This is a genomic window from Microbacterium gorillae, assembly GCF_000826185.2.
Taxonomy (GTDB): Bacteria; Actinomycetota; Actinomycetes; order Actinomycetales; family Microbacteriaceae; genus Microbacterium; species Microbacterium gorillae.
On sequence record NZ_LN648875.1, the window covers coordinates 53122 to 68349 of the forward strand.

At 70.0% G+C, this 15228-nt stretch carries 13 protein-coding genes and 1 pseudogene; 5 read left to right on the forward strand and 9 right to left on the reverse strand.

The annotated features are described in order from the left end of the window. Positions 1–19: 19 nt before the first annotated feature. The 6 genes from BN1193_RS09740 to BN1193_RS09765 all read right to left on the reverse strand — a co-directional run bounded on the left by BN1193_RS09740 (position 20) and on the right by BN1193_RS09765 (position 5565). The gene (locus tag BN1193_RS09740) at positions 20–724 is read right to left on the reverse strand and encodes a signal peptidase I (protein WP_094770420.1); all 705 of its coding nucleotides are present in this window, start codon (positions 722–724) and stop codon (positions 20–22) included. Next, positions 717–1436, reverse strand: coding sequence for an LPXTG cell wall anchor domain-containing protein (locus BN1193_RS09745; protein WP_141396671.1), 720 nt, complete (start codon positions 1434–1436; stop codon positions 717–719). The genes BN1193_RS09740 and BN1193_RS09745 overlap by 8 nt, the downstream gene beginning before the upstream one ends. Continuing rightward, a complete protein-coding gene (locus tag BN1193_RS09750) occupies positions 1433–2854 on the reverse strand; it encodes an RICIN domain-containing protein (RefSeq protein ID WP_040166054.1) in 1422 nt (473 codons plus the stop codon). Before BN1193_RS09750 ends, BN1193_RS09745 begins: the two co-directional genes overlap by 4 nt. After that, on the reverse strand, positions 2851–3462 hold the full coding sequence (locus BN1193_RS09755; protein ID WP_141396672.1) for a hypothetical protein: 612 nt from the start codon (positions 3460–3462) through the stop codon (positions 2851–2853). Before BN1193_RS09755 ends, BN1193_RS09750 begins: the two co-directional genes overlap by 4 nt. A gap of 65 nt (positions 3463–3527) precedes the next feature. Next, complete coding sequence (locus BN1193_RS09760; RefSeq protein WP_040166057.1) at positions 3528–4139, reverse strand: alternate-type signal peptide domain-containing protein; 612 nt, start codon at positions 4137–4139, stop codon at positions 3528–3530. 379 nt (positions 4140–4518) lie between these two features. Further along, complete coding sequence (locus BN1193_RS09765; RefSeq protein WP_195907842.1) at positions 4519–5565, reverse strand: alpha/beta hydrolase; 1047 nt, start codon at positions 5563–5565, stop codon at positions 4519–4521. A gap of 146 nt (positions 5566–5711) precedes the next feature. Here BN1193_RS09765 and BN1193_RS09770 point away from each other — a divergent pair, with 146 nt between their 5' ends. The 5 genes and pseudogenes from BN1193_RS09770 to BN1193_RS09785 all read left to right on the forward strand — a co-directional run bounded on the left by BN1193_RS09770 (position 5712) and on the right by BN1193_RS09785 (position 10577). Further along, the gene (locus BN1193_RS09770) at positions 5712–7013 is read left to right on the forward strand and encodes an MFS transporter (protein ID WP_040166059.1); all 1302 of its coding nucleotides are present in this window, start codon (positions 5712–5714) and stop codon (positions 7011–7013) included. Beyond that, positions 7010–8920, forward strand: coding sequence for a family 78 glycoside hydrolase catalytic domain (locus BN1193_RS09775; protein WP_040166061.1), 1911 nt, complete (start codon positions 7010–7012; stop codon positions 8918–8920). The genes BN1193_RS09770 and BN1193_RS09775 overlap by 4 nt, the downstream gene beginning before the upstream one ends. Before the next feature lie 21 nt (positions 8921–8941). Next, positions 8942–9661, forward strand: a pseudogene (locus BN1193_RS09780) (alpha-L-rhamnosidase-related protein); the annotation flags it as partial. 12 nt (positions 9662–9673) lie between these two features. Beyond that, on the forward strand, positions 9674–9934 hold the full coding sequence (locus BN1193_RS18425; protein ID WP_268259561.1) for an alpha-L-rhamnosidase C-terminal domain-containing protein: 261 nt from the start codon (positions 9674–9676) through the stop codon (positions 9932–9934). 91 nt (positions 9935–10025) lie between these two features. Continuing rightward, complete coding sequence (locus BN1193_RS09785) at positions 10026–10577, forward strand: MarR family transcriptional regulator (RefSeq protein ID WP_052460627.1); 552 nt, start codon at positions 10026–10028, stop codon at positions 10575–10577. 45 nt (positions 10578–10622) lie between these two features. Here BN1193_RS09785 and BN1193_RS09790 read toward each other — a convergent pair whose 3' ends face one another. From BN1193_RS09790 to BN1193_RS09800, 3 genes are read right to left on the reverse strand one after another with little or no spacing between them, the layout of a single operon-like run. Next, positions 10623–12020, reverse strand: a complete 1398-nt coding sequence (locus tag BN1193_RS09790) for an alpha/beta hydrolase (RefSeq protein WP_141396673.1) — start codon at positions 12018–12020, stop codon at positions 10623–10625. Continuing rightward, complete coding sequence (locus BN1193_RS09795) at positions 12017–14383, reverse strand: alpha-L-rhamnosidase (protein ID WP_052460628.1); 2367 nt, start codon at positions 14381–14383, stop codon at positions 12017–12019. Before BN1193_RS09795 ends, BN1193_RS09790 begins: the two co-directional genes overlap by 4 nt. Next, the gene (locus tag BN1193_RS09800; RefSeq protein WP_040166065.1) at positions 14380–15225 is read right to left on the reverse strand and encodes an SDR family NAD(P)-dependent oxidoreductase; all 846 of its coding nucleotides are present in this window, start codon (positions 15223–15225) and stop codon (positions 14380–14382) included. Before BN1193_RS09800 ends, BN1193_RS09795 begins: the two co-directional genes overlap by 4 nt. Positions 15226–15228: the final 3 nt, after the last annotated feature.

Sequence of the window (15228 nt, forward strand, 5' to 3'; positions counted from 1 at the left end):
CTCACCCTACCGGGCGGCTTCAGGACCGCGCGCGGCCGCGGGCACGCTCGCGCAGAGCCCCGATCACCATCCACGCGGCGTAGCCGAACAGGGCGATCACGACGATCGGGATGACGAACACACGCCACGGCCCGGTCAGCGCCGCGCTGACCCATCCGAGGTACGGAATTGCGTACCAGACGGTGCCGACCGCCTGGACCTCCTGCACGATGTCCGGGTCCGGCGTCGGGTTCGCATCACCCTGCGTGACCCACCGGTACTCGCCGGTGGTCAGCTGCGAGCGCTCCACGACGCGGTGCGTGACGAGTGTCGGCTCACCGCTGTGCAGTTGGTAGGTCAGGACGTCGCCCTCCCGGATGTCGGCGGCGGCAGTGGGGCGGACCACGACGAGCGTGCCGGCCGGAAGCGTCGGCTCCATCGACGAGGTCATCACCGTCAGCGCCGTGCCACCGACGGCCGCCGGCACCACGATCGCGGCGGCCGCGATTCCGAGCAGCAGCACGAGGACACCGACCAACAGACCGCGTCCGATCGCGCCGAACACGCCTCGCACGTCGGCTCGCTCCGAACGGGCGGGATCCGCGGTCCGATTGATCGGCGCCACCGAATCGGACGACAACGGCGCCTCGACCCGCTCCTCGTCGCCTGGCAGGCTCGTCGCGTCCTGTTCCTCGCGCGCCGCACGGAGCTCGCGCCGGGTGAGCGGTGGCACGGTCTCAGCCATGGGCCGACTGCCGTCGCGTGAGGCGATGGCGCAGAGCGGCGACGGTCCCCGCGCCGAGGGCGAGCGCCCCCAACGCAACCAGCGCGATCGGCGCCTCGGACCCCGTCGTCGGCAGCGGTCCGCCGGTCGCGGTGGGCGAGGGTGCCGGTGTGGGTTGCCCGCAGGGGTCGTCCGGACTCGGCGTCACGGTGGCGTCGCTGAGCGTGGCACGCAGGCCGAACGTCACCTCCCCGAGCACTCCGGCCCGCCCATCGTCACCGCTGCGGGACCCGAGCGTGGGGTCCACCACGAACGTGGTGTCCACGCGTGCCGTCTCTCCGGGCTCGAGGACGACATCGTCGCTGATGACGAAGCACTCGTGGTCAAGGGCGTCTTCGAGGGGGAAGCGCCGCACCTCGCGTCCGTCCACCGCGACCACCAGGGCCATCGTCTGCGCGAGGGCGATGTCGTCGGTGGAGGCGTTCACGAGGTCGAGGCGCAGCAGTCCCGGATCCGGTGCCAGGCTGCGCACCCACCGCGGTTCCGTGTACTCGTCGCCCGGCACGACGTGTCCGACGTCGGTGAACAGGGCCTCCGGGACATCGGTGGAGAAGTTCTCGCCGTCCGTGGACACCTCGATGAGGTCGTCCGCCGCGGACGCGGGTGCCGCGACGACGACCGGCAGCGCGAGCGAGAACAGGATCGCGAGCAGAGCCACTGTTCGGCGCGTCATCCCAGCACCCCGTTCAGCACCATGCTGGTGGCCGTCACGGTGACGCTCAGCTTGTAGATGACCTGCGTCGGGGCCGAGGCCGCGACCACCTCGACGGTGAAGGTGCCCGTCGGAACGCCGGTGCACGTCACGGTCCGGGTCGCGTCGCCGAGCTGGGCGGGTGTTGGCGTGTAGTTCAGCCCCATAGTGGTGCACGTGCCGACCGCCGTGCCGTCGGATTGGAGCACCCGAGCGGTGTACTTGACCCCGTTGACGTTGAGGCGGTGGAACCCGAGGTCGATCTTCATCTCGGTCGCGGCCACGCGCGTGATGCCGGGCTGGATCGGTGCCGAAGGGACCACCTGCACGAGGTTCGAGGAATCACACTCGGCGACGGTGATGTCCTGGCTGATGCTGGACGGAATGGCCATACAGAGACCGTTCTTCGCATTCACCAACTGGTACACCGAGCCGGATCGTTGCTGGATGTACCACTTCTCGGCGGTCTCCGTCGCGGACGTCGCCATGAGACCGACTCCCGGCCCGTTGTCGCCCACCAGCCCCAATCGCTTGTCGGGGGCGTGCGCGGGACGGATCGTCACGAGAGAGCGGTCTGAACTCCCGCTCTCCGGGATCAGCTGCCAGGCGCGGTTGGCGTTGGTGCGGTCGATGCCGGCGGCCTCGAAGCAGTTGTACGACCGGGTGATCGCTCCGACACCCTGTTGTCCGTCCCACGTGTCCACGCACATGGCCGAGTTGACTCCGGACGCGAGCATCACCCAGCGCGAACCCGACGCCGGGACGGGTGCACCGCTGAGCGGGAAGATCGCCGACGTCTTCTGGGTCGAAGCGGCGGTGGCGCTGGTGGCGACCCAGCCGTCGGCATTCAGGCTCACCGTGGCGGTGCCCGTGACCGAGGCGGTGCCGGACGTCGCGGCCGTGGCCGCGCGTTCGGCCGTCGTCAGCACGCACACCGTTGCCGTGGCACCGGCGGCGAGCGGGAACGGCGCGATCGTCGTGGACGCCCAGGTCCCGGTGCTGACGCCGCTACCGGGAACGGTCGTCCCGCACGGGGCGGCGGCGGTGCTCACCCACGCGCGGAGCGTCAGGTTCGCCCCGAGTCCGCCCGAACCGGCGATCGTGACGGTCGCAGAGCCCGCCATCTCGCCGGTGTTCGCGACGGTGAAGCTGCCCGCGTTCGCGAGCGTCGTGGCGCCGGCGGCCGTGATCGAGCTGTTCCGGTAGGTCTTGTCGAGGAGCGGGAACTTGTCCTGTGCGATGGACACCGCCGCGGTGTTCACGGCGCCGGTCGCGGCGCTCGTCGCGGTCCAGTAGGCCACGGCGGCGCCGCCGCCGAAGATGACGGCGATCGCGGCGAAGGATGCGACGAACGTCACAACGAATCGACGGGACAGGGCGAGAACGGTCTTCCGGGTCATGGTGCCGTCTGCCTCCCGTCAATCGTGAGCCGATAGGTGAGGTCCTGGCCGGCGAGGGCCGCCGAGGACCCAGGAGCGATGGACACCTCAAGGCAGTACCAGGCGGTGGCTCCCGCCGGCAGGGTCGCCAGCGTCGGGACGGTGTGTCCGTTGATCGCCGCCGGCGTTCCGGCGGGACCGGCAGCGCACGCTGCGGCGTCTGCCACCGGAGCGACGATCGCCCGGGTCACCCCGACGATCGCCGGAGCAGGTGCCGTCACCGCGATGGTGCTGGAGAGGGCGAGGGCGACGTCCCCGGTGTTGCTGACCTGGAACGCGACGCGCTTCGGTGTGGCCGGAGCCGGCGCGACCGCGGCGAGCGTGGCACCGGACGCGGTCCCGTTGATCGTCAACGCCGCCGTGCCCGCGGTGATCGCCGATTGTCCACCGATATCGGCGGTGGCGGTGAGCATGGCGTACGTGCCACCGGCGGCGCCGAGGCCGAGGACGGTGGTTCCGAGTACGCCGAGGATCGCGATGACCAGGCCACGGCGCTGCCGCCGGTGCCGGTCACGCCGTCCGCCCGCACGCAGGGCGCGTCGGGTGGGCGTCGCGTCGCGATCGCTCATGTCGTTCATATCTCCGGGTCACCCCAGCTCGGCCGGGACCCACACGGCCCGGCCGAGCCGTGAGGTCAGGCGCCGTTGGCCGTCTGGCGGACGGTGACGCTGAACTGGCTCAGGTTCACCTGACCGGTCTTGGCGGCGTTCTCCGCACCGGCGACGGTGTCGCTGTAGGGGAAGACCAGGGTGTAGGTGACGGACACCGGGATGGTCCGGACAGCGTCGCTGCCCGACGCCGGGATGGCGACCGGGGCACCCGTGATGTCGACCGGGGTGGCCGTGCCGACCGTGATCGTGCCCGTCTTGTTCGCATCGAGGTATGCCGCCAGGGCGACGTCCGCTACGTCACTTGCGGTGGCTGCGGCGATCGAGCCGGGCGTGACGCCGGCCTCCATCGACAGGTTCCGACCCTCGGCGACGATGTCGAAGGTGGTGGTGAAGGTCAGCTTGTCACCCGGGACGATGCGCAGGGTGGCCGGGTCGACCGTCACCGGCGCGGCGCTGCCGCGCGTGAGGGTCCATGCGCTGCTCGCACCCGGCTTCACCTCGAGGTTTCCGGCGGTGATGGTGGTGTTGGCGCCGAGCGGTGCGGTGGTGTTCCAGTACGCGAGCGTGCCGCCGGTGCCGAGGAGGAGGGCCACGCCGGCCGCAGCGGCGATCGTGGCTTTGGTGAGCTTTTTCATCGGGGAGTTCCTGTGTGGTGTTGTGGGATGGCGTCCGCACCCACGCACGACGAATCTTCCCCCGACGTGGACGCGATTCCGGACCGCCCATTTCGGGCCGGTGACGCGTAGCGGAGAACACAGTAGCACCGCCCTGCCTGGCCCAAACCTGTGTATGGAAAATTGGCCACTGTCCAGGGATAATCCGACACCCGTCGGCTGTCGCACCAAGCAGCAGCTCGGGGTGCTGCGCAGGCACTTCATCGCCTCCGTCCGGCATCACCTCGACCACGCAGGGGGCGCGGTCGAGGTCGGGATCCGGGTCCGCCGCACGCCGCCCCCTCGCCCTCCGCACGAGGGACAACCACAGGCGTCTCCCGGCCGCCCTCGCCGGCGAGGATCAGAACCCGCGAAGCCAGGTGGCGATCCGCTCGATCGCGTGTGCACCCGCCGCAGACGCCGGCTCGTTGAGGATGCCGTGGTACTCCCCCACCGACATCTCGCTCTCCACCCGCGCCCCGGAAGCAGCGACGGCCGCGGCGTACGCCTCACCGGAGGGCCGGAGCGAGTCGTGTTCACACGTGAGGACGAGCAGCGGCGGGTGGCCGGCGAGATCGCCGTTCGGCGGGAACGCACAGGGATCCTGCAACGCCGCCGTCGTGCCGGCGTAATTCCACGCCATCTCGCCGAGGTCCTGCGAACTGAACAGCAGGCCGCGGGGGTCGACCTCGGCAGCAGCACGTTGCATGGGGTCCCACGCGACGGCATGGCTGTGCAGGAGCGGATAGGCCAGGACGACGGACGCCGGCAATCGGTCGCCGCCGCTGTCGCGCAGGCGCATGGCCGCCGCCGCCGCGAGGTTGCCACCCGCCGATGCGCCGCCGATGTGCACAGCGGAGGGAGCGCCGTCGGCGATCGTCCGCACCACCCATCGCCATCCCGCGACGACATCATCGAGAGGGACGGGATAGTGCACGCCCCGCACGGCTTTGCGGTAGTCCAGGGCGATGACGGTGACTCCCCGATCGGCCAGCTCGAGCGCAACCCAGTGCGACTCGGGCATGTCGAGGTCGCCGGAGATGAACGCTCCCCCGTGGACCCAGACGAACACGGCACCGACGGGATCGCGAGGGTGGTAGACACGTCCGGCGACGGCACCGCGCGGCCCCGGGATCGTGACGTCTTCGACGGCGACACTCGCCAGCAGAGGATGCATCTCGATGACGCGCGCCGGACTCACCCCGGGAATGCCGCCCGAACACTCGACGAGAAGCTTGAGGTCGGGGAAGGTCGTCGCCGCCGCCGTCGATCCCGATCCGGCGAGGATCTTCTCCAGCCGCACGGGCGAGAACCGTTTCAGCACGTTGACACCGAGACCCATGAGCGCGTACTGCCACCGCCCACGCCGGAGGTCCGACTCCCCGCCCACCGCGGTGCTCTCAGCCACGGCGTCCTCCTTCCCCGGGCGGTCCATCCGTTCCGCAAGAATCATCGTCTTGCCGACGATATCTGGTATATGATTCCGAATCAATCGTTCTGACGACGATACTCACGGAGCCGATGAAAGCTCGATCACCCTTCGAAGGAGAAGCAGTGAGCACGGAGAAGCGGCCCCTCGGGCAGCGCCCCTGGTGGGTGGCGAGCGTCGCAGGCATGGCGTCCTACATCGACGCGGCAGCGATCACCTCCTTCAGCGTGGCGATCATCAGCCTGCAGTCCTCGCTCGGACTGACCGATCTCCAAGTCGGCGGCGCAGCGGGCGGACTCGCAGCCTCGATCGCGGTGGGCGCGCTGATCGGTGGGCGGCTCGGCGATCGATTCGGCCGCCGGCCCGTGTTCACCGTCACGATGGTTGCGATCATCGTCGGGATGCTGGCGCTGGCCTTCGCTCCGACCTACCCCCTCATCCTCGGCGCCGTGATCCTCGTGGGGCTCGCGACCGGCGCCGACCTGCCGGTGTCCCTGGCCACGATCTCGGAGGCCGCAGATGACCACAACCGCGGCCGGCTCATCGGATTCACGAACCTGCTGTGGCTGGCGGGCATCGTCGTCAACGGCATCCTCGCCGCCGTCTTCGGCGACCTGGGCCGGCCCGGCGCGCAGGTCCTCTTCCTTCACGTCGCGGCGGTCGCCGTCGTCGTCCTGCTCGCGCGCCTCTCGATTCCGGAATCGGGTCGGTGGCTGGCCGCCCGAGCGGAGCGCGCCCAGGGCGTGCACACGGTGCGCGCCGACCGGGCCGGGTTCCGCGACCTGCTGCGGGCCCCCTTCCTCGTGCCGTTCGTCGCTCTGATCGTGTTCTCCGCGCTCACGAACCTGCAGGGCAACACCAACGGCCAGTACCTCACCTACATCATGGTGACGATGGGTGGCCTGTCCGTCACGACCGCCACCCTGATCGCGCTGCCCTCGATTCCGCTGACGATCCTGGGCTTCGTGTGGTTCATGAAGATCGCCGACGGCCCCCACCGCATGAGGTACTTCGCCGTCGGCGCGGTCGCGCTGCTCGCCAGCGCGCTCACCCTGGCCGTGTTCGGCGTCTCCGTGCCGTCGATCATCGCATCGACCGTGTTCAACGCCGTCGGCGCCTCGTTCGCCTTCGAGGGCATCCAGCGCGTGTGGTCGCAGGAGCAGTTCCCCACCCTGCTGCGCACCACTGCGCAGGGCGGCATCATCTCGATCGCGCGCATCGCCGCCGCCATCCTCGCCGTCTTCACCCCCACCCTGTTGCACACCATCGGCGTGCAGGGCGTGTACGCCGGACTCGCCGTGCTGTCGACGATCGGCCTGGTGTGGGCGTGGGTCGTCTTCCGCAGACGAGACGCGCAAGACGAATTCGACCTCGAAGACGCCACCGACACCGCTGCAGGCAGCGCAGACCTGGAGACCGCACGATGAGCATCCCCACCTCGACCACCCCACGCTCCGCAGCGGACGACGCACGGGCCGCCGCGCCCATCGCACTGCGGACAGACGGTCGGTACGAACCGGTCGGCCTCGATGGCGACCGACCCGTGCTGTCGTGGACGGCGTCTCACTCCGCCGCGTCCGCCGAGGTCCAGGTCGGCCGCCGCGATGGCTTCGCCCCCGCCGACCTCGTCTGGGCCCCGGGCCGACGCGCAGGCGATGCGGCGTTCGGCGCAACGTACGCGGGCCCCGCTCTCCTGTCCCGCACGACCTACGCGTGGCGGGTGCGCACCTGGGACGACGACGACCGGGTGTCGGAGTGGAGCGACGTCGCGACGTTCGAGACCGGCATCCTGCACGAGCACGAGTGGACCGCGTCCTGGATCGGCGCGCCGGCGCCGGCGGGCAAGCGCAAGAAGGATGCTCGGGCGCTCTACTTCCGCGGCCGGGCCGCTCTCTCGGCGCCGGTCGTGCGTGCCCGCGCGTACGTGACGGCGCTCGGCTGGTACCGCCTGTTCGTGAACGGGACCGATGTCACCGGTCACGCCCTGGTCCCGCGGTGGACCCCATTCTCCGAGTACGTCGAGTACCAGGTGTACGACGTCACCGAACAGTTCCGCGAAGGCCTCAACGCCATCGGCATCGCCGTCGCCGACGGTCGGTACCGAGGCACCCTCGGCGTGCTGCATCGGCGTGCGAACTACGGCGACCGGCTCGGCGTCCTCGCCCAGTTCGAGGTTGACCTCGCGGACGGCACGCACGTCACGATCGGCTCGGACGGCTCATGGCGAGTCGGCGACGGACGCATCCGAACCGCCGATCCGAAGACCGGCGAGCGCGTTGACCTGCGCATCTCGGAGACCGATTGGCTGCATGTCGACGGACTCACAATGAATGAGACGCTCGTAACGGCCATCGACGACGTCCCGCCACGGCTCATCGCCGAGCAGACCGACCGGGCACAGATCGTGCAGTCCCTCCCCGGCATCGTGTCGCGCACGCCGTCCGGTGTGCAGCTGATCGACTTCGGCCAGAACTTCGCCGGCGTCGCGCGCGTGCGCTTGTCCGGTCCCGCAGGCCGCACGGTGAAGCTTGAGTACAGCGAGGTGCTCACCCCCGCGGGCGAGCTCGACACGAAATACCTGCTCGATCTCGGGGCCGGGGGCGAATGGTTCCAACGCGACGAGGCCATCCTCGCCGGCGTTCCGGTCGACTACACCCCCTGGTTCACGATCCACGGGTTCCGCTACGTCGCCGTCCACGGCGTCGATCGCGATCTGACGCCCGACGACGTCGAGGGTCTCGTGCTGTCGAGTCGCATGGACACGATCGCCGAGTTCCATGCGTCCGACCCGCGCCTGGAACAGCTCTGGCACAACGCGTTCTGGTCGATGCGCTCGAACTTCGTCGACACTCCCAGCGATTGCCCGACGCGAGAACGCTCGGGCTGGACCGGCGACATCCAGATCTTCAGCCCCACCGCGCTGCAACTCGCCGACTCCGCCCCCTTCCTGCGCCGCTACCTGCGCAACGTCGCCACCGAACAGGCACCGAACGGACGCATCCCGGCGATCATCCCGGCCGAGGAGTCACCCGGCCACTCCACGAACATCCTGCTGGCCCGGCTCGCGAGCACATCGGTCGGCTGGGGTGATGTGGCGGTCATGCTGCCCTGGAACCTGTACTGGTACCGCGGCGACACCGACACCCTCACCCGCCAGTACGACAGCGCGAAGGCCTGGGGCGACCAGATGCGCCGCCGCGCCGCCGGAAAGCGCCGCCCTGCGCGCCGGCTGCGGCGGGGGGCCCGAGGGCTCCGGAACCCCCCGGCGGGCCGGGCTCGCGGACACGTGGGGGGGGGGGGGTGTGGGGGCGGCGCGCCGCCGGGGCCCCTGTAGGGGCCCCGCGGCGACCCCCGCCGCCCCCCCCGCCAGTACGACAGCGCGAAGGCCTGGGTCGACCAGATGCGCCGCCGCGCCGCCGGAAAGCGCCGCCTTGCGCGCCGGCTGCGGCGGGGCACCGGAGATCTCGAGCAGTACATCCTCGACACCGGATACCACTGGGGCGAGTGGCTGCGGCCGGGCACCGCCATGCTTCCCGACATCGCCCGCAACCTCACGCTTCATCCGAACAACGCGATCTCGACGGCGTACTTCGCCAACTCCGCCCGATTGCTCTCGCAGATCGCCGCCGTGCTCGGCGACGAGCAGGATGCCACGACGTACGGCGACCTCGCGGTGAACGTGCGCCGCGCCTGGCGCGCGGCCTTCGTCCGAGACGGCGGTGCCCGCATCGGCGAGGACAAGCAGGACGACTACGTGCGCGCCCTCGCCTTCGGCCTCCTCGAGGACGAGGCCGCTCGCCGTCGGGCGCTCGGACGCCTGGTGGAACTCATCGACGCGGCGGACGGCCACCTGGGCACCGGGTTTCTCAGCACGCCGATGCTGCTGTCAACCCTCGTCGACGAAGGCCGCCCCGATGTCGCCCTGCGCGTGCTGATGCAGACGAGCAGTCCCTCGTGGCTCGGCCAGGTCGAGCGGGGCGCCACCACCACCTGGGAGACGTGGGAGGGGTACGACGAGAAGGGAAACGCGAGCGAGTCGCACAACCACTACGCGTTCGGCGCGGTCGTCCAATTCCTGCAGGAGCGGATCGCGGGTCTCGCACCGCTCGAGGCCGGCTACCGTCGCATCCGCGTCGCACCCGTGATCGGGGGCGGGCTCACCTCGGCATCCGTCCGCATCGAGACACCGTTCGGTCCGGCCGCGTCGGCGTGGACGCTCAGCGGTGAGAGCGTCCGGCTCACGGTCACGGTCCCGGCGGGCACCGAGGCGGATGTCGACCTCGAAGGCGAGACGCACACCTTCGGTCCCGGCGTTCACGAGGTGACCGCACCGCTGCGCGCTCGGTGACCCCGCGTGGCGCCCGGACGGACGGGCGCCACGGGCGGTCGCTCACGATCGTCGTCGCCCGGACGATTACGATTCGGGGTGGAGGACATTCATGCCACGCAACAAGGACATCGCCACGCGACCGCCGCTCAGCAGCGAGGATCGTGCCTCGCTCGTCGCCCCCGACGGATTCGAGGCGAGCGTCGAGTCCCTCGTGGTCTGGGCGAACTCGGCCTCGCTGCGGCAGAAGCTGATGGCGGCGATCGAGTTCCCGCTCCCCGATGACCTGCTCGCCTTCCTGCTGCTGAACCAGCTCGTCTACCGCGGTGCGGGGCGCGCCACCGACATGGCCGAGGCGATCCAGACCAGCACGTCCAACGTCACCAAGGTCGTGCGCCGGCTCGAGGATGCGGGTCTCGTGACGCGAGGCCCCAACCCTGAGGACGACCGGGCCATCGTCATCGCGCTTACCGAACAGGGTCGCCTCGCCGGGCACAAGATCATCACGCAGATGGATGCCCTTTATGGGGCGTCTTTCGCCGACTGGGACGCCGCCGATCGTGCGGACTTCCAGCGCCTGGCGATCAAGTTCGCCCGCAGCCTGGACACCGCCTCCGAGCGAGCCGTCTCCTCGGTCTCGGGCGTCCCCCTCGCCGGCTCCTAGGTCATCCGCGGAGCCGACGATTCGTCGCTGGGGCGGCGACGTCCCTCACTCGCTGTGACTCCGCAGGAACGCGATCGTCTTCCGGAAGGCCGTCTCGCCTTCGGGGGTGGCCAGGTCCACCTCGTAGCCGTGCGGGACCGGACTCGGGTGATCCATCCACAGCAGCGTCACGTGGTCGTGGTGGGCAGCGGTGAGCAGGTGATCGAAGCGGATCGCCTGCTCGGAGAAGGACGCGATGTTGCCATCCGTCAGGAACACCGGCGGGTAGGCGTCCGTGACGTTCGCCAGGATGGAGGCGAGAGCGGCGGTCTCGCTCGTCTCATAGTCGATTCCCCACTCGGCGCGGCCCCCGATGTTCCACAGCCAATCGATCGTGGGCGACCCGGACTCATCAAAGCGCTGCGGCTCGAGCAGCGATGACCCCAGAACGACACCGCGCAGAGAAGCGGCCGGCATCACGGCCGGCACACCGATGCGTGCGGCGTACGCCTGGTCGGTCTGCACGAGCGCGAACTGGCCGGCGATCTGGCCACCCGCGGAGCTGCCCCCGACGAAGAGCCGGGTCGGATCGATGCCGTACTCGGCGGCGTGGTCGATGACGTACCCCACGGCCTGGCCCATCTGCACCAGTTGCGTCGGATAGGGGTACTCCGCTGCGAAGGCGTAGTTGATCGAGACGACGTTGAAGCCGGCCTGCACGAAAGCGGTGTAGTACGCGAACGGGGCCTCACCGGAGGCGTAGATGTCGCCGGTGATCTTGTCGCCGGCGATGTACCCACCGCCATGGACGAAGACATAGGTCGGTCGCGGCTCCGTCGCGTCCCCCGCCGAGTAGACGTCGAGGAAGCTGTTCGGATACTGGTTCGCATACTGGACGTCGCCGAAGTACCGGGTACCGTCCGAGAGAGTCTTCTGCGACGGTGTTTGCAGGGGCTGGGAGCTGTTGACCGCGCCGGTGGCGGAGGCCAACAGCGAAGCGGGTGCCACAACCGCGTAGCTGCCGAGGATCACGACACCGACAGTGAGGGCGAGGACCGGGAGGCCGGCGCCGACCAGGCGTACCCACGCCAGGCGACGCCGCGGCAGGGTGCGCCGGAACATGCGGATGATCGCCGCGACGAGGGCGACGAGGCCGACGGCAGCACTCGCGATGCCGAGAAAGGCGAGCGTCGGGTACCAGTAGTGAACCTGGATGAAGATCGCCGCAATGAGCAGGACTCCGGCACCGGCCCAGCACGCTCGCGCGGCAAGCCCGCGACGACGTGCGGTGACGAGCACGAAGATCGCGAGCCCGGCGGCGATCGGCGTGAGCCAGGGCCACGAGTTGAACAGCAGCAGTGTCAGCAGTCCGGCGATCACGGCGAGCGCGGCGGCGGCGACGCGAGCCCAACCGGGCAAAAGGCCGTCTGTCCTCGGGGTGGGGGGTGTGGTCGTGGCGTTCATCGGAGGAGTCCGTTCGTCGAGGCTTGGAGGGCCGGGTGGGCCCGTTGAATCGTGTGCGCGCCTGCCTCGAGGTGGCAGATCGGGTCGTCGCCGAGGCGTACGTCCGCCGTCACCCCGTCCGGGACGACCGCCGTCACCTCGACGACTCCGTCGCGAAGCGTCCAGGATGCGGATGCTTCACCGAAGGGGGTCATCACGGTGCTGGCGGCCGAGGTGAGTCCTCCCCCGATGACCGGCGCGATCAGGATGCGCGCGTAGCCGGGCGCCGTGGGGCGCAGACCGGCGACGTACTCGTGCAGGAACCGGGCGACCGACCCGAAGGCGTAGTGGTTGTGCGAGCTGTGCGCCTGGCCGTTCCCGTCGTAGCCGTCCCAGGTCTCCCAGATGGTGGTCGCACCCTTCTCGATCTGCCCGAGCCAGGACGGGCTCGTCGTCTGCATCAGGACGCGGTACGCGACGTCGGCGCGGCCGTGCTCGGCGAGCACACCCAGCAGCAACGGCGTGCTGAGGAACCCCGTGCCCAGGTGGCCGTCGGCGAGGTTGATGAGGTCCACCAGCCGGTCGACCGCCGGGCGCGTCTCGGCGGCGTCGAGCAGACCGAAGGCGAGCGCCCGGACGTAGTCATCCTGCTTGTCGGTCCCGATGCGCGCACCGCCGTTGCGGACGAACGCGGCACGCCAGGCGTCGCGGACCTCACGGGCGAGACGCGCGTATCGCCGAGCATCGGAGTCCCGCCCGAGCAGTGCGGCCATCTCGCCGAGCAGTCGAGCCGAGTGCGCGAAATAGGCCGTCGCGATCTGGCTGTGCGGGTGGAATCCGGGCACGTTCAGCGCGCCGAGGAAGTTCGCGCCGCCCGTCTTCACCGCATCCTCACCGGGGCGCAGCCACTCGCCCCAGTCGTAGCCGGATTCGATGACGTATCGCTGCGCATGTCCGAGACGGCGGAAGCGACGTCCGTTGCGGCGAGCGGCGCGTCCGCGCAGGAACTCCACCCAGGCCCGGGCCGCGTCGTAGGACTGCGCGATCACGTCGACGTCGCCGGTGTACCAGTGCAGATCGGTGGGCAGGATCGTCGCGACATCACCCCAGCCGGTGGATTCGGCGAGCGAGGGGCCGACGTCGATCCCGGCCAGCAGCGAGGGCTCACGCGGAATCGCGTTCGGGATGCGGCCGTCGGGGTACTGCTCCGCACGCAGGTTGCGCAGGTACCGACGCAGGTAGCTGTCGGCGTCCACCAGGATCGCCGCGGTCGCACCGAAGACCTGGATGTCGCCCGTCCACCCGGTTCGTTCGCGCGTGGGGCAGTCCATCGCCGTGTCCTGGAAGTTGGAGCGCAGCGACCACACGGCGTTCTCGTGCAGGCGGTTCAGGCGATCGTCCGAACTGGTGAACGTGGCGCGCTGCGCGAGGTCGGTGGACAGCACGAGGCCTTCCACGTCCTCGTCGCGCAACTCCTGTGCTGGTCCGCGGACGACCAGATAGCGGAAGCCGCGAACGGTCTGATGCGGCGTGTAGTCGACCGGCTCCCCCGCCAGCACGATCTCGTCGCGCTGGAACCAACCGTCGAGGGTCTTGCTGGCGCCCAGCTCCTGGTAATTCGTGTCCAGTTCCCCGGCGGGGGTGAGGACCTCGCTGTAGCCCACGATCACGCGCTCGCCGGCGGGCCCGGAGAGGCGGAGCCGCGCGACGCCGGCGAAGTTCTGTCCGAAGTCGACGAGCTGGTCTCCGGCAGGAGTGCGTGAGACCCGGCCCGGCAGTGTGCCGACCGCCGTGACGCGGGCGGTCTCTTCGGGGATCAGTTCGTGCTGCGGGTCGGGGTGCCGGACAGCTCGGGTGCCCCCGCCGAACGCGGGCAGCTCCGGCAGACGCAGATCGACCCGCTCCCCGAACTTGGGGTCGGCGGACAGCACCCGCGCCTCGCCGCGGCTGACCGTCCACGTTGCGTCGGTGACCAGGCTCGTGTGGGTGCCGTCGGGGTGCTCGATGTTCAGGTCGGCGTACGCGGCCAGGCGCGTTCCGTACATCCGCGGGATCGAGTAGCCGCCGTTGGACCCGCGATACCGCCCCTCCGACACCACGAGGTCGACGGTGTTCTCGCCGGGCACCAGCGCGGCGGTGATGTCGTACTCCTGGAACTCGACGTAGTGCGCGAACGGCGTCCAGCGGGGCACCTGGTCCAGTCCGGTGATGTCGACACCGTTCACGAACAGGCGGTACCAACCCAGCGCCGACGTGCGGACGATCGCCGCGACGGAGGCCTGGTCGAGGGTCAGTCGCCCGCGGAAGTACAGGGTGTGCGGCGTCGTGTCATCGGCCGACCAAGCGTCGGTGATCCACTGGGCCCCCGGAGCGGTGACGGTCATCGACGCCTCCCGGTGAAGTGGTCCATTGAGGAATACACGTGGAAGACCTTGTCGGCGACGACGTCCCATCCGCGAGTGGGCAGGACACCGCGCAGCGCCATCGCGAACTTGACCGTCCAGGGTCGGAGGACGAACGGTGCCCCCCGGCGCATCCCGTTCCAGGCCGCCGCCGTCGCCTGGCGCGGAGTCATGATCGGCGTCATCAGCGGGCCGCGCGCACCCTCGAACATGCCGGTGGAGACATAGCTCGGGCAGAAGGTCGTCACGGCGATATGCCGATGCCCGTTGCGGCGCAGTTCGAGGCGCAGAGAGTCGCTCCACCCGATCATCGCCCACTTCGACGCGGCGTACACGCTCATGTTCGGGTTGGCGAGCGTTCCCGCCGCGGAGGCGATGTTGAGGATGCGCTTCTCGCGTGCCCGATCGGCGATCATCTCGGGCAGGAACTCGCGGGTGAGCCACATCGCGGCGAGCGTGTTGATGCGCATGGTCGCCTCGATGTCGCGCTCCGGGTCGTGCTCCCAGAACGGCGCACCGCGCACGATGCCGGCGTTGTTGATCAGGACATCGGGGACGCCGAGATCGGCGCGCACCAGATCCGCGGCCCGGCGGATGTCTTCCAACTGCGAGACATCGACCCGGTAAGCACGGACGTCCACACCGGATGCCGCGAGCTCAGCGGCCAGGGCTGTGGCGGCGACCTCATCGATGTCCCACAGAGCGACCGATGTCGCGCCCGCGGCGACGGCACGACGCGCGTACAGCTCGCCCATCCCGCGGGCGGCACCCGAGATCAGGACGGACGCGCCGCGAACGACATCGGCAGAGAGAGGCTGGGGCATGGA